Origin of the sequence: Segatella copri (assembly GCF_009494835.1) — a bacterium.
Lineage (GTDB): Bacteria > Bacteroidota > Bacteroidia > Bacteroidales > Bacteroidaceae > Prevotella > Prevotella copri_F.
Map to the genome: position 1 here is coordinate 48,868 of NZ_VZBE01000001.1, position 20,076 is coordinate 68,943.

The window sequence follows — 20,076 nt, forward strand, 5'->3', positions numbered from 1 at the left end:
ACTTCAAAAGTCCCACAGATACTACAGATTTACACAGATTCATTCTTGTCATAATCGGGAGGAAAATTCCCCAAATATCCAAACAAAAAAATCTGTGAAATCCCCGACCGTACAGGTCAAAAATCTGTGTAAATCTGTGAAATCTGTGGGATAAAAAAACTACAGCTCTATCACCTCCAAATCATCCGGAACGAAGATTCTACCCTTGAAGTTCTCGGCAGCTTCACGGGTATAATTTTCTTTACGATTAGCGAGTGTCTTCTCCTCCGTATGATACAGGATAAGATTCTTCACGCCCAGTTCCTCCGCCAGTTTTCCAGCATCAAGCGCCGTACTGTGGCATTTCTCATAAGGCTTGAACGTATCGCGGTCGGCATAGAGACAAAACGCCTCACACATCATCCAGTCAGCCCCCACTATGTAGCGTCGGTTCTGCTCGTTATAAGGTTCATCGCCCAGGCACGCCAAGACCAAAGGCTTACCCGATTCATCAGAAGAAGGCAGCTCAGCTCGGAATCCGAACTGTTTTTCCTTAGTAGACTGAATATCAAAGCATTCCAGCTTCATATCCCCCACCTCGAAACAATCGCCATCTTCCAACTGATGGAACACCACCCTTTCAGCCACCTTAGCCAGTTGCTTCTTGGCAAGAATCATGTCGATGATGGTCTTGATCACCTTCATCACCTTATCGTTTCCATACACATGGAGCAATCCCTCGTAACCCTTACATTGTGCCACCATTCGGATTACCCAGATCACACCCAACACATGGTCGGTATGCGCATGGGTAACGAAGAGGTGATGAATATCAGAAATCTGAACATTCACCTTCTTCAGCTGCGCCAGTATTCCGTTTCCTCCGCCCGCATCCACCAGCATCAGGGAGCCGGGAGTCTGGAGCAGAAAACAAGTATTATAAATCTGGGAAACCGTAGCATTTCCCGTTCCGAGCATCGTAATTTGAGTCGTTGTCTTATCCATTATTCGTTATCTATTTGATTCACGCCCGCAAAACTACTCATTTTCTGATAAACCACCAAGAAAAAGCCCCAAAATCTTTGCTTATTCCAAATAATAATCTTAACTTTGCGGCATAAAAGGTAGGTCCATGCTTGCCGGGTACTCTGCAAAGGCATAAGAAAAGGTTATTTTTCAAACACGCAGCAAAGATAGGAAATCATTCAGCGGCAGGGGTAAAAACTGATAAAACGGAGTCGAGGCCTTCTAGAGGAAATGGGGACTTCGGGGAGGCAGGAAACAGGCTCATCCCTACCCTCATTTCCTCTTCAAAACAGTCTCAAATCTCAGTCTCAGTTAGGAAAAATGTCACAATCCAACTTCAAACCCGCTTCTTAAGTCTTTATAACTTACTGATTATTAATTAGTTATATATAATATATATAGGAAGCGAGACCATAAAAAAAACAACTGAGACTCTGAGACTGAGACTGCAAGCAAGAAAAAATGAACATGAAATTTGATTTAACTCTCTAAAAAGCAATAGATTATAATATTTTTAGCAACATCGCTCCGGCGATGCCAAAACCCAGTAAGGGTACTGAATTTGTAAAATTTGCCATCTCTCAGGCATCAAAAGACATGCAGGAAGTGCTCATTCCGATGGCAATTCCGGCATTAGCGGCTCATTTCACAGACGTAAGATTCATGTATTCCGACAACAAATCTTACGAAATGTGCGGGCAAATGGGCCATCTGAAGGGTGCCAACAAGGAAAAAACGGAGCATACAGACATGAGATTCCGGTTTTCCACCTTATCTACGGCACCAATCCTGCATTCATCCAGAACGGCCATGGCTAACGAACAGCTGGGCATGTGAAGCATACTTACAAAGTTCAGGGGTTTAGAGTTTATTGTTGAAAGATTTTAGCGGAAAATGTTCCGCTATCGCACAGCATCGCACGCTATCGCACAACTGACAAAACGGGATTTCGTATCTTTGCATCGTGATTCAGAAAGCGCGCAAAATTACTTGCCCAGTTGGAGAAAAAAATCTCCCTAATTGGGAAAATAAAAAGGCCTGATTTAACCCGATAAAAAAAGAGCCCCCAATGCGGGAAAAACATCAGGGGCTTTTATTTTGATATCAAAAATCCTTAGTAAGGAAAAAGGAGCGGAAGAACGAAGGTCATCACAACGCCGATGATAATCTGCAGAGGCAAACCTACCTTCACGTAATCCATAAACGTATAGCCACCCGCCTTCATCACCAGCGCATTAGGAGGCGTGGAGAACGGAGAGGCAAAGCACATGCTGGCGCCCAACGTAACCGCAAAGAGGAAGGAATAAGGACTCACACCTACCTGCTGGGCCGCCACCAGGGCAATAGGAGCCATCAGCACAGCCGTGGCAGTATTGCTGATAAACATCGTCATCAGAGAAGTGGTGAAGTAGATGCCTGCCAAGAGAGCTGTAGGTCCCATCGAACCCAAACTCTCTACCAGCCCCTGAGAAACCAAGGCCGAAGCACCCGTCTTCTCAAGCGCCGTAGACATCGGCATCATGGCGGCAATCAGCACGATACTCTCCCAGTTGATGGTCTTGTAAGCCGCCTCCACATTCCGGAAACATCCGGCAAAGACGGTCAGCAGTCCGGCGATGATGGCCGCCGTGACCGGAGCCACAGGAATGAAATCGAATACCATCATCACAATCATCAGCAGCATGATGGCAGCCGCCACAGGCGCCTTATAATCCAAGAGCACCTTGTCGGCAGTCTTCTCTGGCTGGTCGATAACCACCCAGTTGCTCGTATCGTTAGCCAGATGAGCCAGATTGGTCCATTCGCCCTGCACCAGGAGCATATCGCCCACATGCAGCTTGGTGGCTATCAGATTGTCGGTAATATATTCATCGCCACGCTTTACGCCCAGCACGTTGATGCCGAATCGCTTGCGCAGGTTGGCATCGCCTATGCGCAGACCGGCAAAATTAGACGTAGGCATCACCACGATTTCGGTCAGTCCCAAGTCGTAGAAATCAATCTTCACATCCTTCATCTTCCTGAGGCCGTAATCGCTGGCAAAGCGTTTCATCTTCTCCTCCTCACCTATTATATATAAGGTATCGTGAACCTGAATGGTGCTGCTGCTCTTCGCCATGTTCTGGCTCACATCCTTCACCAGTCCCAGTCGTGATTTCTTCTCGTTTCTTATCTCGATGATACTCACGCCATATTTCTTCTGGATGCTCAGATTCTTCAGGGTTTTGCCCACGATATCCATCTGCTCGCCATTCTCGTCGAGGGCGGCAGAAGGGCGGCGGCTAGGCACGATGTAGCGATGCAGATTATCGAGCAGCTGATATTCGTCTACCAGGTCATCAAGCGATTTGCCCTGCTTTTTTTTCTTACCGCTCTGCTTTTTGCTGAGGAAGATTTTGCTGAGCGGCATGAGCACGATGATGCCGATGGCGATGACGATGATGCCCACAGGGAAGAAGCTGAAGAAGGCAAGCGGCTGATAACCGCCCTCGGTCAATACTTCATCGATAACCAGGTTGGGCGGCGTACCGATGAGGGTAAGCATTCCGCCCAGACTTCCGGCAAAGGCGAGCGGCATGAGAAAACGCGACGACTGCATGCCCGAGCCCGCAGCTATGCTCATGATGATAGGCATCATGAGGGCTACCGTTCCGGTATTGCTCACGAAGGCGCCGATAAACGAGGTAACGAGCATTACGAGCAGGAAGGTGATGGTTTCGTTGCCGCGCGAGAGCGCCATGAGCTTATTGCCCGTAAGCTTGGCAAGTCCGGTCTGCATGATAGCTCCACCCACCACGAAGAGTCCTATCATCATGATGACGATGGGCGAAGAAAAGCCCGCCAGCGCCTCGGCAGGTGTCAGGATACCCAGAACCAGGAGTGCAGCCAGGGCGGTAAGCGCCACGATGTCGGCCCTCACCCTGCCCCAGATGAACAGGGCTACCGTAATAAGCAATATGATAAGTGTTGTTGTCATGTTTTGAAAATTTTTATTTTATAATTACTGTATTCATTCTCTCACCTGCTGCGGCGTCATTCCGGTATGTTTCTTGAAATAGCGGCAGAAGAAGCTGGCATCAGCAAAATGATATTCCCATGCCATCTCCTTGATGCTCTGGGCAGAGCGCTTGAGCTGCATCTTCAGCTGGAGCACCACATACTGGTCGATGATGATTTTGGGTGTATGCCCCGTTACCTGCCTCACGATATTCGAAAGATACTTGGAGGTGATGTTCATCTGCTCGGCATAATAGTTGACATCTCTCGATTTCTTGTAATCGCGTTCCATGAGCATCATGAAGCGGTTGAAGAGTTCCCTCACCCTGTAAGATTTCACCTCGTCGGGGCAGTTCTGCGGATTGCGTTGCAGATATTCGTGGAACCCTATGAAGAAGGCCTTGAGCTGATAGAGTACCAGCTGCGAGATGCAGGTACAGTCGTGCTGCTCGAAATAGAGTCTGAGGAGGGAAAACATGCTCTCGATGATATGGGTAACCACGGGCGAATCCTGCCGGCATCGGTCCTCGCGCAGGGCTGAATAAACCGTCTGTTCCAGCTGCAGACTGGCTTCGCGCAGCAGAGATGGATTATATTTCAGCATCTCCACTTCGAAGGTCGAAGCATTCATGGCGGCACAGGCATCTCCCTCGCAGGAAGCAGAAGGCTCCACCTTCTTCACCTCTACCACATCATTCGGAAACAGGGTGATGACGGCTCCCTCATAGAGATCCCAATCCTTATAATTCACATTCATCACAGCCCTGCCCTTGCGGCAAAGGAGAATGGCTCCATAGGTCAATACCTGCGGACCCTCCTGCCACTCGCTCAAATCGGAGCAGAAAAGACTGGCCTCCTGATAACTGTTCAGTTCTGATAATTCTACCATAAATACCTTTTATTCGCTTTTTGCGTGCAAATATACGGAAATAATGTGAGAAAAAAGAACTTTTGTTCCGAAAAAATCCATGCGGCACGAAAAATTTAAAACGGATATTCGCCAAAATCGCCGTACCTTTGCACCCGAATTCATGAAATAACAGAATTTTTAAAGAATAATAAAAAACAGATTTTTGAATGATAAAGAAAATGATGATTGCAGGCCTTCTCATCTGGGGAGGCTCTCTATGGGCTGTGGCTCAAACCAGGATGACCATCGCCCAACTCTTCGAAAGAATCGAAGAAAACAGCAAGTCGCTACGAACCTCGAAATCGGGCGTAGAAGCTGCCAGCATCGGAATCGAATCGGCTAAAAGCAAGAAACTGCCCGACCTCAATGCATCCCTCTCCTTCAGCTACATCGGAAACGCCCTGATGACCGACCGCGACTTCAGTAACGCCCAAGGTTTGAAATCGCCCCACTTCGGCAATAATTTCGCCTTCCAGGCACAGCAGGTGGTTTATGCTGGTGGCGCCATCAACGCAGGCATACGCCTCGCCGAACTGGGCAAGCAGCAGGCAGAGGTGGGCGTGAAACTCACCCGTCAGCAGGCTCGCTTCGTCGCCCTGGGACAGTATCTGGACCTCTACAAGATAGACAACCGCATCAAGGTATATGAAAAAAACATCGAGCTCACCCGCCAGCTTATCGCCGACATCAAGGCGAAACAAACCCAGGGAATGGCTCTGAAGAACGACATCACCCGATACGAACTGCAGATGGAGAGCCTCAAGCTGGGACTCGCTTCGCTACGCAACAACCGCAGCATTCTGAACCACCAGCTTCTGAATACGCTCGGCATGAACCAGGGAGAACAAGGGGGACAGGAGATGCAGATTATTCCAGACGCCACGATTGCCGACAAGGCTTACGCCAAGGATGGCGAAGCTTACTGGCAGACGGCAGGCACGATGAATTCGCCCCTGCTGGAACAGAGCAGCAACGCCATCAGGATAGCGGAACAGAAGGAGAAGATTGCCAAGAGCGACCTGCTGCCGAAAGTGGCCCTGGTGGCTGCCGAGAATTTTGACGGACCTATCCTCTTCGAGTTGCCGCCGATAGACAAGAATCTGAACGTATGGTATGTGGGCGTAGGCGTGAAATACAGCCTCAGCTCGCTCTTCAAGAGTAACAAGCGCATCAAGCAGGCTGCCGTAGAAACCCGACAGGCAAAGGAAAACCACGCCCTGCAGGCAGAACAGCTGAACAACAACGTGCAGGCTGCCTACGTGCAATATCAGCAAACCTACGTAGAACTGGAAACGCAACGCAAGAGCGTAGAACTGGCGCAGCAGAATTACGAGGTGATGAACGCCCGCTATCTCAGTCAGCTGGCGCTGGTAACCGACATGGTGGATGCATCGAACCTGAAGCTCAACGCCGAACTGAACGAGGTAGACGCCCGCATCAACATCGTATACGCTTATTACCGCATGAAATACGTAGCGGGAGAAATTTAGGAAGTGAAGAGTTCATTTGCTCTTTTTTCGAACATTAAAACAAACATAAATTATGAATAAGAAGATTATCAAGAGAATATATAATGTAGTTATCATCCTCTGTTTTATAGGAGCCATCGGCTGGTGCTTCAGCCATTTTTATCATGGTAGCGACGTGGCTTATACCGATGATGCCCAGGTGAACCGCCACATTACGCCTATCAACACGCGCGTATCAGGATTTATCAAGGAAATCCGTTTCTCCGACTATCAGCACGTAAAGAAGGGCGATACACTCGTCATTATCGAAGATTCAGAATTTCGCCTGCATGTGGCTCAGGCAGAGGCTGGGCTGCGCGGTTCTAAGGCAGGTTCTTCGGTTGTATCAGCCAGCATGGGAACCACCACTACCAACGTGCAGACGGCTTCGGCAGGTATCGAAGAGGCACGTGTAGACATGATGAACGCCAAGCAGGATTTCGACCGTTTTGCAGCCCTGATGAAGAAGGATGCGGTAACCCGCCAACAATATGATAATGCCTACGCCCGCTATCTGGGAGCCAAGGCACGTTATGAGCAGGCAAGCAGCCGGAAGGCAAGTGCCGCCTCGGTTCGCAACGTACAGACCCAGCAGCTGGGCGGTTCGCGTGCCGGCGAGAGTGTGGCTGAGGCTCAGCTCAATCTGGCTCGTCTGAACCTTTCTTATACCGTAATCGTGGCTACCTGCGACGGCGTGATGGGCAGGAAAGATATCCACGAGGGACAGCTGGTTCAGCCAGGACAGATGTTGGCACGCATCGTGGATGACAACGATGTATGGGTAGTAGCCAACTATCGTGAAACCCAGATGGACGGCATCCAGGTGGGCAAGGCGGTAGATTTTACAGCCGATGCCATTCCGGGTGTCGTATTCCATGGCAAGGTAGAGGCACTCTCTGCAGCTGCCGGCAACGCCTACTCCATGATTCCGGTAGATAATGCCACCGGCAACTTCGTCAAGGTAGAACAACGCGTACCGGTTCGCATCGCCCTCACCCGCGATAACGACCCTAAACAGGTAGCCCTGCTCCGTGCCGGTCTGAACGTAGAAACCAAGGTTCGCCTCAAATAGAATGTTCTATAAACTATAAATTATCAATTATTAATTAAAAAAAATGCCAGGACCTCCTATGTTACAGGGACCCTTCCGCGTCCCTTCGTTCAACGGATATATTCCTCGCCGGTTGCAGCCTTGGATTTATCTCCTCTTCGCCTTCATCTTCCAGATGTCGGGCGGAATTTACGGAGGAGCCATGAGCCAGGTGATGGGCGAGTACAGTTTGATGAGAGAAGACGTGCTCATGATTGTCATGTTCAACGTGGTGGGCGTGGCGATGCCATTCCCCTTCCTCTTCAAGATGAAGTTCCATTTTACCAACCGCCAGCTTCTGCTGAATGCGGCGTTGGTAATAGCGGCTTGCAATTTCCTCATCATGTGGACCGATTCGGTTCCCGTGATGTGCATACTCTCTTACCTAGCAGGTTTCTTTAAACTCTGCGGAACCTTCGAATGCATGAGCAACATCCAGTTGTGGATGACCCCCAAGCGCGATTTTACCATCTTCTTCCCCCTGCTCTATAGCGTGGTTTTGGGAAACATGTTCTTCACGCCTTGGGTTACCGAACACCTTATTTATATATATATCAGGATTGGCGCATCATCAACTGGACGATGACAGGCGCCCTGCTGCTGGTAGCACTCATCGTGTATGTCACCACCCACGACTTCCGCTTCATGAAACCCCTGCCCTTCATCAGCCTCGACTATCTGGGATGCTTCCTCTGGTCGGCATGGATGCTGGAGTTCATCTTCTTCTTCACCTACGGCGAGCATTACAACTGGCTCGATTCAAAGATCATGCAGATAGATGTCGTACTCTTTATCATAACCGGCTATTTCTGCATCCAGCGCATGCTCCACATCCGTCATCCTTTCATCGCTCCCGCGGCATGGAAGTATAAACGGCTCATCCCCCTGCTCATCCTCTTCGCCTTCGTAGAGTTTATGGGCAGTACGCCCAAGGTGCTGCAGACAGCCTTTACGGGCGGCGTGCTTCATTTCGGCACGTTTACCACCAATGTGCTCAACTTCGTAGAATGGGTGGGGTCTATCGCCGGATGCCTCTTCTGCCTGTTCTGGTGCAAGGTGCTCCATCAGAAATATACCCAACTGCTCACGATAGGCGTGGCAACGATGGTATGTTATCCCGTAATGATGTATTTCCTCATCGACCCGGGACTCAACATCGAAGCACTCTATCTGCCCATCTTCCTCAGAAGCATCGGCAACGCCATCTTCTTCTGCATGTTGACCATCTATCTGGAAGAGCTGATGCCGTTTGAGCATTTCTTCATGGGACTGACGATGGCAGGCATCATCCGCAACGGCCCTGTTTCGGCGATGTGCTCCGGACTCTACAGCTACGGACTTCGCCATCAGATGGCAGAAAACATGTCGCGCGGACTGCCTTATGATGCCGGCAACCTGCTGATGATCAGCATCCGCGAGCTCTACGGCCTAACCTGTCTCATCGGCATCGGCGTGCTCATCATCTTCCTGCTCTGGGACATTCAGCCTATCCGCAGCACCCTGAAGAAGATGCCTGCCTGGAACTTTGTGGGAAGAAAAATGAAGAAAAATCTTGCATAATACAGAGATTTATGCTAACTTTGCAAACAAAAAAAAGTTAGCAACATGACAAAGAAAGGTAAACATACCGTATTATTTATCTGCCTCGGCAACATCTGCCGCTCTCCGGCTGCCGAGGGAATCATGAAGAGTCTTGTAGAAAAAGCAGGGCTTCAGGATGAGTTTGAAATCGATTCTGCGGGCATCGGGAGCTGGCACATAGGTCAGTTGCCCGACAGCCGCATGCGCAAATGCGGCGCCGAGCATGGCTACAATTTCAACAGCCATGCCCGCCAGTTCCAGAAGTCAGACTTCGCCCGTTTCGAAACCATCGTGGTAATGGACAACGAAAACTACCGTGCCATTACCTCCATGGCTTCTTCAGAGTCTGATAGGAAGAAAGTAGTGCGCATGGCCGATTTCCTGACCCACCATCGCGAATACACCACCGTTCCCGATCCGTATTATGGCGACTATAGCGACTTCGAGCTCGTTATCACGCTTCTCGAAGATGCCTGCCAAGAGTTGCTGGACAGCATTATCGGGGAAGGGTAAAAAGTATAAATTCCTATGCAGTTTGATTTTTTAGAGAAATAAATCAATAAAAGTGCTATTGTTTCGCTAAAACTTTGTATCTTTGCAAATAGATTTGTTAAAGCAATAAGATTATATTAAATTATGCCTAAAGTACTTCTCTATATAACTGCCAAAATAATATGGAACTTTCTGTTTTACAATACAGATTTCCATGAAAACAGAGCTCATGTTCATGTGGGTAAACGAGGGACAGAAGAACTCTGCAAAATTTGGTTAGAGCCAAATATAGAATTGGCAAAACAAGGTGACTTAACAGATAAGCAGGTCAAAGAAGTGATTAAGATAGCAGAAAAATACCAATCTAAATTACTTCATCAATGGAAGCAGTTCAAGAAAGGTAAGACAATAAAAATCATTAAAATAAAAGAGTAAGAATATGTATCAGAAAGAAGGTTATTGGGATGTGAAGCCAAAGATAAAGGCTTTATCCTTTCCCAAAAGAGGTAAGTTTGAAGTTACCCTGCAAGATGGCCGTTCCATAACGATGCCTATCTCTGCATTCCCAAGCATGAAAAAAGTCCCAGTAAAAGAAAGAAACAACTGGTATCTCATGGGGGGTGGCTTTACTTGGGATTCTTGTCCAGAAGTAATCCATATTGAACAGATTTTGGGCAACTATGCAAATTATGCCCACGAGCAAAATGCCTGAAACAGAATTATAAATATTGGGAGTATTCAGCAAATGAAAAAATGCTGATGATACTCCCTTTTTCTTTTTATACCGTAATCTCACCCGAGCCATAGCAACGATGATGATGCTCATCATAAACTACACAGAACTGGCCGGGAGCCACACCATGAATCGCCTCTTCTGAATGAATCATCCAGCGGCCGTCTTCCAGCTTTTCTATCGTAGCAGGATGATATTCCGGCGTATGACGAATCTTGAAAGTTACCTTCTTCATCGCAACCTCGCGTGTGAGGAAATGGAAATCATGGAGAGGAAAATCCTTCTTGTATGCCGACTGCGGATCATAACCATGACTCACATACAGGATATTGTTCTCTACATCCTTCTTAATCACGAACCAGGGACCGCCGCCAAAGCCCAAGCCCTTGCGCTGGCCGATGGTATGAAACCACAAACCCTTGTGCTCGCCTATGCGCTTGCCCGTTTCCATCTCTATGACATCGCCCGGCTTTTCGCCCAGATAACGGCGGATATAATCATTATAATTTATCTGTCCCAGGAAGCAGATTCCCTGGCTGTCCTTGCGCTTGGCATTTATCAGATGCTCCTCTTCGGCTATCTCGCGAACCTCATTCTTGACATGATGGCCGATAGGGAAAATCGCTTTTTTCAATTGCCAGCTCTCTATCTGAGCCAGGAAATCGGTCTGGTCTTTTACAGGATCAGGACTCGTGACAAGCCATTTATCGCCATTTTCATCCGTTTCGGTCTGCGCATAATGCCCCGTGGCGATGAGGTCGTAGTTGTGCCCCATCTTCTCATCGAAGGCACCAAACTTAATCAGGCGGTTGCACATCACGTCCGGATTAGGCGTAAAACCAGCCTTCACCTTCTCCATCGTATAACGGGTTACCTCGTTCCAATATTCATGATGGCAGTCAACCACTTGCAGCTTGCACCCATACTTTCTAGCCACAGCCGTAGCCATCTCCAGGTCCTCCTCCGAAGAGCAGTCCCACTCCTCTTTCTCCTCAGGACCAATCTTGATGTAGAAGCAATCAGGATGCAGGCCCAGCTGGGCAAACTCCCAAACCACAACCGAACTGTCGACGCCACCCGAAAGGAGCACGGCAATTCTCTTATCTTTTATTTCGTCAATATTCAGCATATTCTTTCCTGTTTATAATATTCCGGTTGCAAAATTACGAAAAAAAACTGATATAATGAGCAAAGAAAGGGCTAGAAATGCATAAGAAAGAGAAAAGAAAAGCCCGCAAAGCCTATTTTCACTATAGAAAACGCTTATAGCCGCATTCGTAGCTTTTAAACATAAAACGAGTTTTGCTTTCGTTTTTATCTATACCTTTGCAATCGATTTCAGAAATCGATAAGAAAGAATGTTTTTGAAAATTCAGTATTTACATTAATAGATAAAGAAAAATGGAGATTTTAAAAAATCTATTTTATGGCTTCCCAGACCTTTGGGGAGGCGGAGTAGCCCACTCTGTGATGATTCTTTCGCTGGTCATCGCCTTGGGTTTGTGTTTAGGTAAGCTCAGAGTAAAAGGTGTTTCCCTGGGCTTGGCTTGGATTCTGTTCATCGGTCTTATCTTTGGACATTTCTCTCTCAACCTTGACGAGCATCTGCTCCACTTCCTCAAGGAATTTGGCTTAATTCTCTTTGTCTACTCTATCGGTCTGGAGGTAGGTCCGGGCTTCTTCGCTTCGTTCAAGAACGGCGGCAAGAGTCTCAACCTGCTCAGCATGATCGTTGTGGCCCTGAGTATCATTACTACCTTAGTCATCTTCTCATTTTCGGGAACATCCATCACCTCTATGGCAGGTATCCTTTCGGGTGCCGTAACCAACACTCCTGGATTGGGTGCAGCCCAGCAGGCATTCAGCGACCTGCGCCACATCGACGCCCCATCCATCGCAGCCGGCTATGCCATCGCCTATCCTATGGGTGTGCTCGGCGTTATCCTCAGTTTCATTATATTAAGGTTCGCGCTACGCGTAGACAAGCAGAAGGAAGAGGATGAAGCTAAGCGAGGCAAGGGACATCTTGAAGCGATGACCCTGAACACCTTCGCCGTAAAGGTTTCTAACCAGATGGTTTTCAAAGATACCGTCAAGCAGATTCGCTATCTGCTGAAGCGCGACTTCATGGTTTCCAAGATTATCCGTAACAACGGCGAACGCCAGAACGAGGTGGTTAACGGACAGACCGTGATAGAAGAGGGCGACATTCTGCAGATTGTGGCTCATCCTACCGTAGAAGAACCTATCATCGCCCTGCTCGGCGAGAAGGTTGACGTAAAGGACGAGGAATTCAGCAGCGAACTCATCAACCGCCGAATTCTGATTACCAAACCGGGCATCAACGGCAAGAGCATCAGCCAGTTGCAGATTAGAAGCAACCTTGGCGCCAACATTACCCGCGTAAACAGAAATGGTGTAGACCTCATCGCAACCCCAGACCTGAAACTCCAGTTGGGCGACCGCGTAACCGTAGTGGGCAAGGAACTCGCCATCGCTCATACCGAGAAGGTGCTGGGTAACCAGATGAAACGTCTGAACTACCCTAACCTTATCCCAATCTTCCTGGGCATCATGCTGGGTTGTATCGTAGCCAACATTCCGTTCTTCATCCCAGGCATCAACGAGAATCTGCGTCTCGGACTTACCGGCGGCCCATTGGTAGTAGCCATTCTGATAGGTTATTTCGGACCGAAATACAACCTCGTTACCTACAATACCATTTCAGCCAACTTGATGCTTCGCGAAATCGGCATCTGCATCTTCCTGGCTTGCGTGGGTCTCGGCACAGGCGAACAGTTTATCCAGACCGTAGCATCAGAAAGCGGACTGACCTGGATACTCTACGGCATCGCCATCACCATGATACCAATCATTCTGGGCGGCATCATCGGCAAGCTCGTGTTCCACATCAATTATTATACATTACTCGGCGTATTGGCAGGTGCCAACACCAACCCATCTGCCCTGGCTTACGTACGTGAGCAGACTTCGGCTGATGCGCCAACAGTAGGCTATGCGAATGTATATCCATTCGCCATGTTCCTCAGAATTGTAACCATTCAGATTATTATTTTTGTATTTGGATAAACATATATGACAGAAAAAGAATTGAAAACCTGCGCTTGCGTAGAGGACAACTGCAACTGCAAGGAAATAGCAGAATCAGAACTCAGAAGAAAACTCGACTTATTATTACGTACCGGTAGCATTCTCATGGAGAGTGCTGCCGACACATCCCGCATCATGCGAACCATGAAGCGTGCAGCAGCTTTCCTCGGTCTCGACGAGCGATACATGCACCTTTACATCAACTGGAACGTGCTGATGGTAAACTATAGCGACGAGGAGCATTCCTTCTCCAAGTTCCAGAGATGCGAGAAGCACGGTATCAACCTCACCTCTATTTCCCAGGTAAGTAAGCTCACCTGGAAGGCCATCAAGGAAAACTATTCGCTCGAACAGTATGAGCAGGCCCTGAACGACATCAAGGCCACCCCACGCAGCTTCACCCCTTGGCAGGTAGCCATCGGCGGCGGTTTTGCCTGCGGCGGATTCTGCATCCAGTTCGGTTGCGACTGGCCAGCCTTCTTCTTCTGTTCGCTTGCAGCCATTCTGGGTTTCCGCCTGAGAATGTTTTTGCCAACCAAGGGCTGCAACAACTATGTAGCCATCGGTATTTCGGCTTTCGTAGCCACTCTGATAGCCTGGCTCACCTCATTTCTTTCGCTCAACCCATCGATTGCCGAAGCGGTTCCAGCCTTCATGCATTCAGATACCCCTTGGCATCCGCTGATGGCGTGCGCCCTCTTCATCGTGCCGGGAGTTCCACTCATCAACTTTGTGTGCGATATGCTCGACGGATATATTGAGGTGGGAATGGTTCGTGCCCTGAACACCCTGCTGATGCTCTTTGCGATGGCGTTCGGTATCGCCTTCGCCATCCAGGTTTGCCACATCGACAACTTCGTGAAGGATCTTACGATGACTCCTCATCACGAATACTGGGAGTTTGCCATCGCAGCTGCCGTATCGGCCATGGGTTTCTCTACCATCTTCAGCATACCTCGCCGTCTGTTGCCGGTTGTAGCTGTGGGCGGTATCATCGCCGTATGCTTCCGCAATTTCGTCAACCTGGGTCCATCTAACGGCAACATCGGTCTTGACATGGGTCTGAGCATCGGTTCGCTTGCCGGTTCTGCGCTCATCAGCATCATCGTGATCAAGGCGCGCCATTGGTTCCATACCCCTCACCAATGCATCACCATTCCTAGCGTTATCCCAATGGTACCGGGAGTTCTGATGTATCGTGCCCTCTTTGCCTTCATCGACATGCATGGCGTGGTAGGCGAAGTAACCGTGGGTATGAACAACCTCATCAAGGCTTCGCTCGCCATCATCTGCATCGCCCTGGGTGTGGCAATTCCAAACGTATTCTTCCGCCGCTTCATCGCAGACAACCGCAAGCGCAAGCTGTTGGATATGCTGGTAGAAAGAAAGAAGAAGAATGGCGAATTCGTAGATTTGCACGAAGTAGAAATCAAATAATCATTTGGTTGGAAATCTGATTTTCATCGGATGATAACCGGATAAAAAGAAGTAGAGATGCGATAAAACATCATTTTATTCTTCAAAAAATGGGGATATTAAAATAATTGTTTTATCTTTGCACCCAAATTTAGCTATCGGTTATTTCTATAGCCGATAGATTCAATAAAGGAACAATATGGAAATACGACAACTGAAATATTTCTTGAAGGTAGCCGAGACGCTCAACTTCTCAGAAGCTTCGCGCAAGTTATACATCACCCAGAGCACCCTCTCACAGCAGATTTCGCATCTGGAACAGGAGATAGGTCTGCCTCTCTTCGAGCGCAATTCTCATGAGGTTTACCTCACAGAGGCGGGCAAGGAATTGAGACCTTACGCCCAAAACGCGGTCAATTCTGCCGAAGCCTGTGTAGACCACATGAACGATCTGAAGGAAATGCTTACAGGCGAACTGAACATCGGCGTAACGTTCTCCTTCAGCAACATCATGTCCGAGACGCTCATCGCCTTTCTCCACGCCTATCCTCATGTAAAGCTCAACATCCAATACCGCACCATGCAGGAACTGATGGACGGACTGAAGAAGCGCGAACTCGACCTCGTTCTGGCTTTCAAGCCTCTGAAGAACGAGAAGGCGGTAGACAGCCGAGCTATTTTCAGCAACCGTCTTGCCGCCATCGTGAACGTGAATCATCCGCTGGCGCGCCTTTCATCGGTCAAGCTTTCCGATCTGGAGCGTTACGACCTCATCCTTCCTTGCAAGGGTCTGCAGGCACGCAACGCCTTTGATCACATGGTAGAGGGCAAAGATTTGAACTACAAGATTATGGTAGAGGTGAATAATGTAAACATCATCTTCGACCTTCTGAGCCGCAGCAATCTGGTGACCATTCTCTCCGAATCGACCACCATTCTGCAGAACGGCATGAAGGCGATTCCTATCGATGCTGCCGACAACGAAATGGATGGCTGCATCCACATTCTGAAAGATGCTTACATGAAAAACTCAGCCCAGGAGTTCATCCGCATGCTGAGCCAGAGCACCAGCATCCTCGCCAACTTTGCGCTGAAGGATATCCTGAGATAATCATCTTAACGCCTGGCGGCTCGCGAGCCTATTTGCTTGCGGCTAGAACAGAAAAAAAATCCTCGTTCGAGTTCTTTTTCGAGCGAGGATTTTTTCTTCTTTTTACCCTTTTACCCTTTCTTTCTTGCGATGATAATCGTTACGCCAGCCAGGATAGCGAGGATGCCTATCGCCAACTGCAGAGAGAAACTCTCGCCGAAGACGCATACGCCAATGATGACGGCCGTTACAGGCTCCAGGGCTCCCATGATGGCGGCTGGCGTACTGCCGATAAGATTGATGGAGATGGTCATGAAGAAAAGCGACAATACCGTTGGCAACAAAGCCAGCTGGGCAGCACAGAGCCATTGTTTAGGCGTTTGAAGCATCTGTACCGGCTCGCCTGCAATAAACGAATAGATGAACATCGTTACCAGTCCGAAGACTAATATATAAAAGGTAAGCTTGATGTTCGACATGCCCGGATTCTTCCATTGGTTGATGGAGATGATGTAAAGGGCATAGAGCAGGGATGAACACATGACGAGGGCAAAACCCGCCGTGCTCAACTTGTCATTTCCATCGCCCTGATAGAGCAATCCTACTCCCGAAACCGCCAGAAGAATGGCAAGCGAGGTAGACCACGTTACCTTCTCGTGGAAGAAGACCGTCATCAGGATGGCCGTCATAATAGGATAAACGAAGAGGATGGTACTGGCAATACCCGCAGCCATGTAATGGAAACTAACATAAAGCGTGGCTGATGAGAGCGAAAACATGCAGCCCAGCACGCCAAGACGAATCAGGTGTCCCCACTTCACCTTGAAACTCTCCTTGCGGAACAGCATCACCACGGCAAACATCAGTACCGCCAAGAGATAACGGTAGATGAGCACGGAACTGGAATTGAATCCGTCGCCATAGAGCTCGAGTGTGCCCAAAGGATTGGTACCATAACATACTGCGGCAACAACACCCGCCGCAAAGCCTTTAACTTTATTACTGCTTGTCATTAGATTAAATACTATTTTTTTCTTATACTTCTTGTTATCTATCTATTTCGGGCTACAAAGTTACAGCAAATATTCGAGATAAGCTAACAAAATCGTATAAATATCTTGTAATATCTGAGAAAAAACGCTCTTTTCTTGTGCTTTACGAAAATAAATTGTACCTTTGCAATATCTTTGAAAAAAGATAATCAGATGAAACATTAAAAACTAAACAAAAGAATTAATAACAATGGAACAGATTAAGAATGATCAGCTCACACTTGAGATTTCATCTCTCGGAGCAGAACTTCAGAGCATCAAGGATGCTAATGGTAATGAATATCTCTGGGATGGCGACGAGAAATACTGGAACCGCCACTCTCCTATCCTCTTCCCTATCGTATGCGGATTGTGGAAAGACACTTATCGCACAGAGGGCAAGGAGTATCACCTTCCTCGCCATGGTTTCGCACGCGATACAGAGTTCAAACTCGTTGGCAAGACTGCCGACCGCCTCACCTTCGCGCTCATCGACAACGAAGAGACTCAGAAGAACTATCCTTACCACTTCAACCTTGCCATCTCTTACCGTCTGCAGGGCAACGAGATTCATGTCATCTGGCACGTAGAGAATACCGACGACAAGGAAATCTTCTTCCAGATTGGCGGTCACCCAGCATTCATGGTTCCTGGCTGCAAGAAGGGCAAAGAAATGAAGGCTACCCTGAAACTCGACAACGAGGCTCCTGTTCGTCTCTATGGTAACGTAGGCGGATGCATCGACCGACAGGCTAAGGAAACCGTAGAAACCGACAAGGGTATCTGGGAAGTAAACGAGGAGACTTTCGCAGAAGATGCTGTTATCTTCGACAAGAGTCAGGTTAAGCAGGTGAGCATTCTCAACGAGCAGGGCGAACCTCATGTAACCCTCGAGTTCAAGACTCCAGCCGTAGGTATCTGGAACCCAACAGGCAAGCACGCTCCATTCATCTGCATCGAGCCATGGTATGGTTTGAGCGACTGGGCTGAATATGATGGCGAGTTTAAGGACAAGTATCTGATGAACCGTCTACAGCCAGGTGCAAGTTTCATGAGTGAATACATAATTCGAATTGAGAAATAATGGAAGAAAAAGACAATTTGCAACTCCCCGAGAACGCATTCCGCGAACTGAAAGACGGGGAGGAATATAAGCCGCTGATGTCGCCTGACAAGGTTTATCCTGAGGTGAACGGATGGTCGGTTACATGGGGTATCGTGATGGCAGTCATCTTCTCTGCCGCCGCAGCTTATCTGGGCTTGAAGGTGGGTCAGGTGTTCGAAGCAGCCATCCCTATCGCCATCATCGCCGTGGGCGTAAGTACCGCTACCAAGCGTAGCAAGGCGCTGGGCGAGAATGTCATCATCCAGAGCATCGGAGCCTGTTCGGGTGCTGTGGTGGCAGGAGCCATCTTTACCCTGCCAGCCATCTACATCCTGCAGGCTAAATATCCGGAGATGACTACTTCGTTTATGAAGATTTTCATGGCTTCGGCTTTGGGAGGAGTGTTGGGAATCCTTTTCCTTATTCCTTTCCGCAAGTACTTCGTAAGCGATATGCACGGCAAGTATCCGTTCCCTGAGGCTACGGCTACCACGCAGGTACTGGTGAGCGGAGCCAAGGGAGGCGACCAGGCTAAGCCGCTGCTCATAGCCGGACTGGTGGGTGGTCTTTACGACTTTATCGTAGCCAGCCTGGGATGGTGGAACGAGAATTTCACATCGCGTGTGGTAAGTCTGGGATGCGACCTGGCTGACAAGGCTAAACTCGTATTCAAGGTAAACACAGGTGCTGCCGTATTGGGTCTGGGTTACATCATCGGTCTGAAGTATGCCTTCTTCACCTGTCTGGGTTCGCTCGTAGTATGGTGGCTGATTGTTCCGGGCATGAGCGTTATCTTCCATGATAGCGTGCTGAGCGCCTGGGATCCTAGCATCGTGAAGACCGTGGGGGCCATGAGTCCGGAGGAAATCTTCCGTGCCTACGCCCGCAGCATCGGTATCGGCGGTATCGCCATGGCAGGTATCATCGGCATCATCAAGAGCTGGGGCATCATCAAGAGTGCCGTAGGTCTGGCTGCCAAGGAGCTGAAGGGCAAGAGTGATGTGGATGAGAACGTGAAGCGTACCCAGCGCGACATCTCTTTCAAGATTATCGCTATCGGTTCGCTTGTTACCATCCTCGTAACCTTCCTCTTCTTCTGGTTTGGCGTGATGGAGGGCAACCTTCTCTTCGCCATTATCGCTATTCTGCTCGTGGCTGCCATCGCCTTCCTCTTTACTACCGTAGCGGCTAATGCCATCGCCATCGTGGGTTCAAACCCTGTTTCGGGAATGACCCTGATGACGCTTATCTTCGCCTCTGTGGTGATGGTGGCTGTAGGCCTGAAAGGTCCTGGCGGCATGCTGGCTGCCCTGATTATGGGTGGTGTGGTTTGTACAGCCCTCTCGGTAGCAGGTTCGTTTATTACCGACCTGAAGATTGGTTACTGGCTGGGAACAACTCCTAAGAAACAGGAGGGATGGAAATTCCTCGGTACCCTGGTGAGTGCGGCTACCGTGGGCGGCGTGATGATGCTGCTCAACGAGACTTACGGTTTCGCATCGGGTTCGCTTGCAGCTCCTCAGGCTAATGCGATGGCTGCGGTTATCGACCCTTTGATGAATGGCGTGGGAGCTCCTTGGGTGCTCTATGGCATCGGAGCCGTGATAGCTATCGTGCTGACTTATTTCAAGATTCCTGCCCTGGCTTTCGCTCTGGGTATGTTTATTCCGCTGGAACTGAACGTTCCTCTGCTCGTGGGTGGAGCCATCAACTGGTATGTTACTTCGCGCAGCAAGGATGCCAAGGTGAACAGCGAACGTGGTGAGAAGGGAACGCTCATCGCCAGCGGCTTCATCGCCGGTGGAGCCCTGATGGGTGTGGTTAGCGCCCTTCTGAAGTTTGGCGGCATCGAGGTAAGTATCGCCGACAGCTGGTGGGTTAATCCGATGTCTGAGGTTTGTTCGCTCCTGGCTTACATCTGCCTCATCGGTTTCTTTATCAGAGCCACAAAGAAATAAAGAATAGGCTTTTTACAAATAAGACAATCGCCTGGATGCATCTGAGCAC

At 48.9% G+C, this 20,076-nt stretch carries 18 protein-coding genes; 13 read left to right on the forward strand and 5 right to left on the reverse strand.

Annotation, left to right across the window (positions count from 1 at the left end; all coding sequences use genetic code 11):
- Nucleotides 1-159 precede the first annotated feature (159 nt).
- Entirely contained in the window at nt 160-984 is an 825-nt protein-coding gene (locus F7D47_RS00210) for an MBL fold metallo-hydrolase (protein WP_153086399.1), read from the reverse strand.
- A gap of 555 nt (nt 985-1,539) precedes the next feature.
- Here F7D47_RS00210 and F7D47_RS00215 point away from each other — a divergent pair.
- Nucleotides 1,540-1,842, forward strand: a complete 303-nt coding sequence (locus F7D47_RS00215; RefSeq protein ID WP_153086400.1) for a hypothetical protein — start codon at nt 1,540-1,542, stop codon at nt 1,840-1,842.
- A gap of 277 nt (nt 1,843-2,119) precedes the next feature.
- Here F7D47_RS00215 and F7D47_RS00220 read toward each other — a convergent pair whose 3' ends face one another.
- Nucleotides 2,120-3,982 carry an SLC13 family permease gene (locus tag F7D47_RS00220; protein WP_153086401.1) on the reverse strand — a complete coding sequence of 621 codons (1,863 nt, stop codon included), beginning with the start codon at nt 3,980-3,982 and terminating at the stop codon, nt 2,120-2,122.
- Nucleotides 3,983-4,015: 33 nt separating this feature from the next.
- Nucleotides 4,016-4,891, reverse strand: coding sequence for a helix-turn-helix domain-containing protein (locus tag F7D47_RS00225; RefSeq protein WP_022121679.1), 876 nt, complete (start codon nt 4,889-4,891; stop codon nt 4,016-4,018).
- Between the two features lie 200 nt (nt 4,892-5,091).
- On the opposite strand from F7D47_RS00225, the gene F7D47_RS00230 reads away from it, so the two are divergent.
- From F7D47_RS00230 to F7D47_RS00255, 7 genes are all read left to right on the forward strand, one after another.
- Entirely contained in the window at nt 5,092-6,402 is a 1,311-nt protein-coding gene (locus tag F7D47_RS00230; protein ID WP_228113433.1) for a TolC family protein, read from the forward strand.
- A 49-nt stretch (nt 6,403-6,451) separates the two neighbouring features.
- Nucleotides 6,452-7,492 carry an HlyD family secretion protein gene (locus F7D47_RS00235; protein ID WP_228113439.1) on the forward strand — a complete coding sequence of 347 codons (1,041 nt, stop codon included), beginning with the start codon at nt 6,452-6,454 and terminating at the stop codon, nt 7,490-7,492.
- A gap of 43 nt (nt 7,493-7,535) precedes the next feature.
- Nucleotides 7,536-8,096 (forward strand): hypothetical protein, encoded by a 561-nt coding sequence (locus F7D47_RS14840; RefSeq protein ID WP_228113434.1) that lies wholly within the window; start codon nt 7,536-7,538, stop codon nt 8,094-8,096.
- Nucleotides 8,033-9,070, forward strand: a complete 1,038-nt coding sequence (locus F7D47_RS00240) for a hypothetical protein (RefSeq protein ID WP_228113435.1) — start codon at nt 8,033-8,035, stop codon at nt 9,068-9,070. Before F7D47_RS14840 ends, F7D47_RS00240 begins: the two co-directional genes overlap by 64 nt.
- 45 nt (nt 9,071-9,115) lie before the next feature.
- On the forward strand, nt 9,116-9,604 hold the full coding sequence (locus F7D47_RS00245) for a low molecular weight protein-tyrosine-phosphatase (protein ID WP_022121675.1): 489 nt from the start codon (nt 9,116-9,118) through the stop codon (nt 9,602-9,604).
- 123 nt (nt 9,605-9,727) lie between these two features.
- Entirely contained in the window at nt 9,728-10,018 is a 291-nt protein-coding gene (locus tag F7D47_RS00250; RefSeq protein WP_117691667.1) for a DUF4160 domain-containing protein, read from the forward strand.
- Between the two features lie 4 nt (nt 10,019-10,022).
- A complete protein-coding gene (locus F7D47_RS00255) occupies nt 10,023-10,295 on the forward strand; it encodes a DUF2442 domain-containing protein (protein ID WP_117691669.1) in 273 nt (90 codons plus the stop codon).
- 67 nt (nt 10,296-10,362) lie between these two features.
- Here F7D47_RS00255 and mnmA read toward each other — a convergent pair whose 3' ends face one another.
- Entirely contained in the window at nt 10,363-11,442 is a 1,080-nt protein-coding gene (gene mnmA, locus F7D47_RS00260) for a tRNA 2-thiouridine(34) synthase MnmA (protein ID WP_153086484.1), read from the reverse strand.
- A 275-nt stretch (nt 11,443-11,717) separates the two neighbouring features.
- Between mnmA and F7D47_RS00265 the strand changes: the two genes are divergently transcribed.
- From F7D47_RS00265 to F7D47_RS00275, 3 genes are all read left to right on the forward strand, one after another.
- The gene (locus F7D47_RS00265; RefSeq protein ID WP_118189829.1) at nt 11,718-13,406 is read left to right on the forward strand and encodes a putative transporter; all 1,689 of its coding nucleotides are present in this window, start codon (nt 11,718-11,720) and stop codon (nt 13,404-13,406) included.
- Between the two features lie 6 nt (nt 13,407-13,412).
- Nucleotides 13,413-14,864 carry a threonine/serine ThrE exporter family protein gene (locus F7D47_RS00270; protein ID WP_194252638.1) on the forward strand — a complete coding sequence of 484 codons (1,452 nt, stop codon included), beginning with the start codon at nt 13,413-13,415 and terminating at the stop codon, nt 14,862-14,864.
- 178 nt (nt 14,865-15,042) lie between these two features.
- Nucleotides 15,043-15,954 carry a LysR family transcriptional regulator gene (locus F7D47_RS00275; protein ID WP_117586008.1) on the forward strand — a complete coding sequence of 304 codons (912 nt, stop codon included), beginning with the start codon at nt 15,043-15,045 and terminating at the stop codon, nt 15,952-15,954.
- Nucleotides 15,955-16,064: 110 nt separating this feature from the next.
- On the opposite strand, the gene F7D47_RS00280 is transcribed toward F7D47_RS00275, so the two are convergent.
- Nucleotides 16,065-16,946, reverse strand: coding sequence for a DMT family transporter (locus F7D47_RS00280; RefSeq protein ID WP_153086404.1), 882 nt, complete (start codon nt 16,944-16,946; stop codon nt 16,065-16,067).
- A 229-nt stretch (nt 16,947-17,175) separates the two neighbouring features.
- Here F7D47_RS00280 and F7D47_RS00285 point away from each other — a divergent pair, with 229 nt between their 5' ends.
- Together F7D47_RS00285 and F7D47_RS00290 are read left to right on the forward strand one after the other, a co-directional pair.
- Nucleotides 17,176-18,048, forward strand: coding sequence for an aldose 1-epimerase family protein (locus F7D47_RS00285; protein WP_153086405.1), 873 nt, complete (start codon nt 17,176-17,178; stop codon nt 18,046-18,048).
- The gene (locus tag F7D47_RS00290; RefSeq protein ID WP_006847168.1) at nt 18,048-20,027 is read left to right on the forward strand and encodes an OPT family oligopeptide transporter; all 1,980 of its coding nucleotides are present in this window, start codon (nt 18,048-18,050) and stop codon (nt 20,025-20,027) included. Before F7D47_RS00285 ends, F7D47_RS00290 begins: the two co-directional genes overlap by 1 nt.
- The last annotated feature ends 49 nt before the right edge of the window (nt 20,028-20,076 follow it).

What these genes read in the sequence shown, in the direction of transcription:
- F7D47_RS00275 (WP_117586008.1), top strand. Translation starts at nt 15,043, where the DNA reads ATGGAAATACGACAACTGAAATATTTCTTGAAGGTAGCCGAGACGCTC.
- F7D47_RS00250 (WP_117691667.1), top strand. Translation starts at nt 9,728, where the DNA reads ATGCCTAAAGTACTTCTCTATATAACTGCCAAAATAATATGGAACTTT.
- F7D47_RS00210 (WP_153086399.1), bottom strand. Translation starts at nt 984, where the DNA reads ATGGATAAGACAACGACTCAAATTACGATGCTCGGAACGGGAAATGCT.
- F7D47_RS00230 (WP_228113433.1), top strand. Translation starts at nt 5,092, where the DNA reads ATGATGATTGCAGGCCTTCTCATCTGGGGAGGCTCTCTATGGGCTGTG.
- F7D47_RS00280 (WP_153086404.1), bottom strand. Translation starts at nt 16,946, where the DNA reads ATGACAAGCAGTAATAAAGTTAAAGGCTTTGCGGCGGGTGTTGTTGCC.
- F7D47_RS00215 (WP_153086400.1), top strand. Translation starts at nt 1,540, where the DNA reads ATGCCAAAACCCAGTAAGGGTACTGAATTTGTAAAATTTGCCATCTCT.
- F7D47_RS00220 (WP_153086401.1), bottom strand. Translation starts at nt 3,982, where the DNA reads ATGACAACAACACTTATCATATTGCTTATTACGGTAGCCCTGTTCATC.
- F7D47_RS00245 (WP_022121675.1), top strand. Translation starts at nt 9,116, where the DNA reads ATGACAAAGAAAGGTAAACATACCGTATTATTTATCTGCCTCGGCAAC.
- F7D47_RS00290 (WP_006847168.1), top strand. Translation starts at nt 18,048, where the DNA reads ATGGAAGAAAAAGACAATTTGCAACTCCCCGAGAACGCATTCCGCGAA.
- F7D47_RS00270 (WP_194252638.1), top strand. Translation starts at nt 13,413, where the DNA reads ATGACAGAAAAAGAATTGAAAACCTGCGCTTGCGTAGAGGACAACTGC.
- F7D47_RS00255 (WP_117691669.1), top strand. Translation starts at nt 10,023, where the DNA reads ATGTATCAGAAAGAAGGTTATTGGGATGTGAAGCCAAAGATAAAGGCT.
- F7D47_RS00285 (WP_153086405.1), top strand. Translation starts at nt 17,176, where the DNA reads ATGGAACAGATTAAGAATGATCAGCTCACACTTGAGATTTCATCTCTC.
- F7D47_RS00225 (WP_022121679.1), bottom strand. Translation starts at nt 4,891, where the DNA reads ATGGTAGAATTATCAGAACTGAACAGTTATCAGGAGGCCAGTCTTTTC.
- F7D47_RS14840 (WP_228113434.1), top strand. Translation starts at nt 7,536, where the DNA reads ATGCCAGGACCTCCTATGTTACAGGGACCCTTCCGCGTCCCTTCGTTC.
- F7D47_RS00265 (WP_118189829.1), top strand. Translation starts at nt 11,718, where the DNA reads ATGGAGATTTTAAAAAATCTATTTTATGGCTTCCCAGACCTTTGGGGA.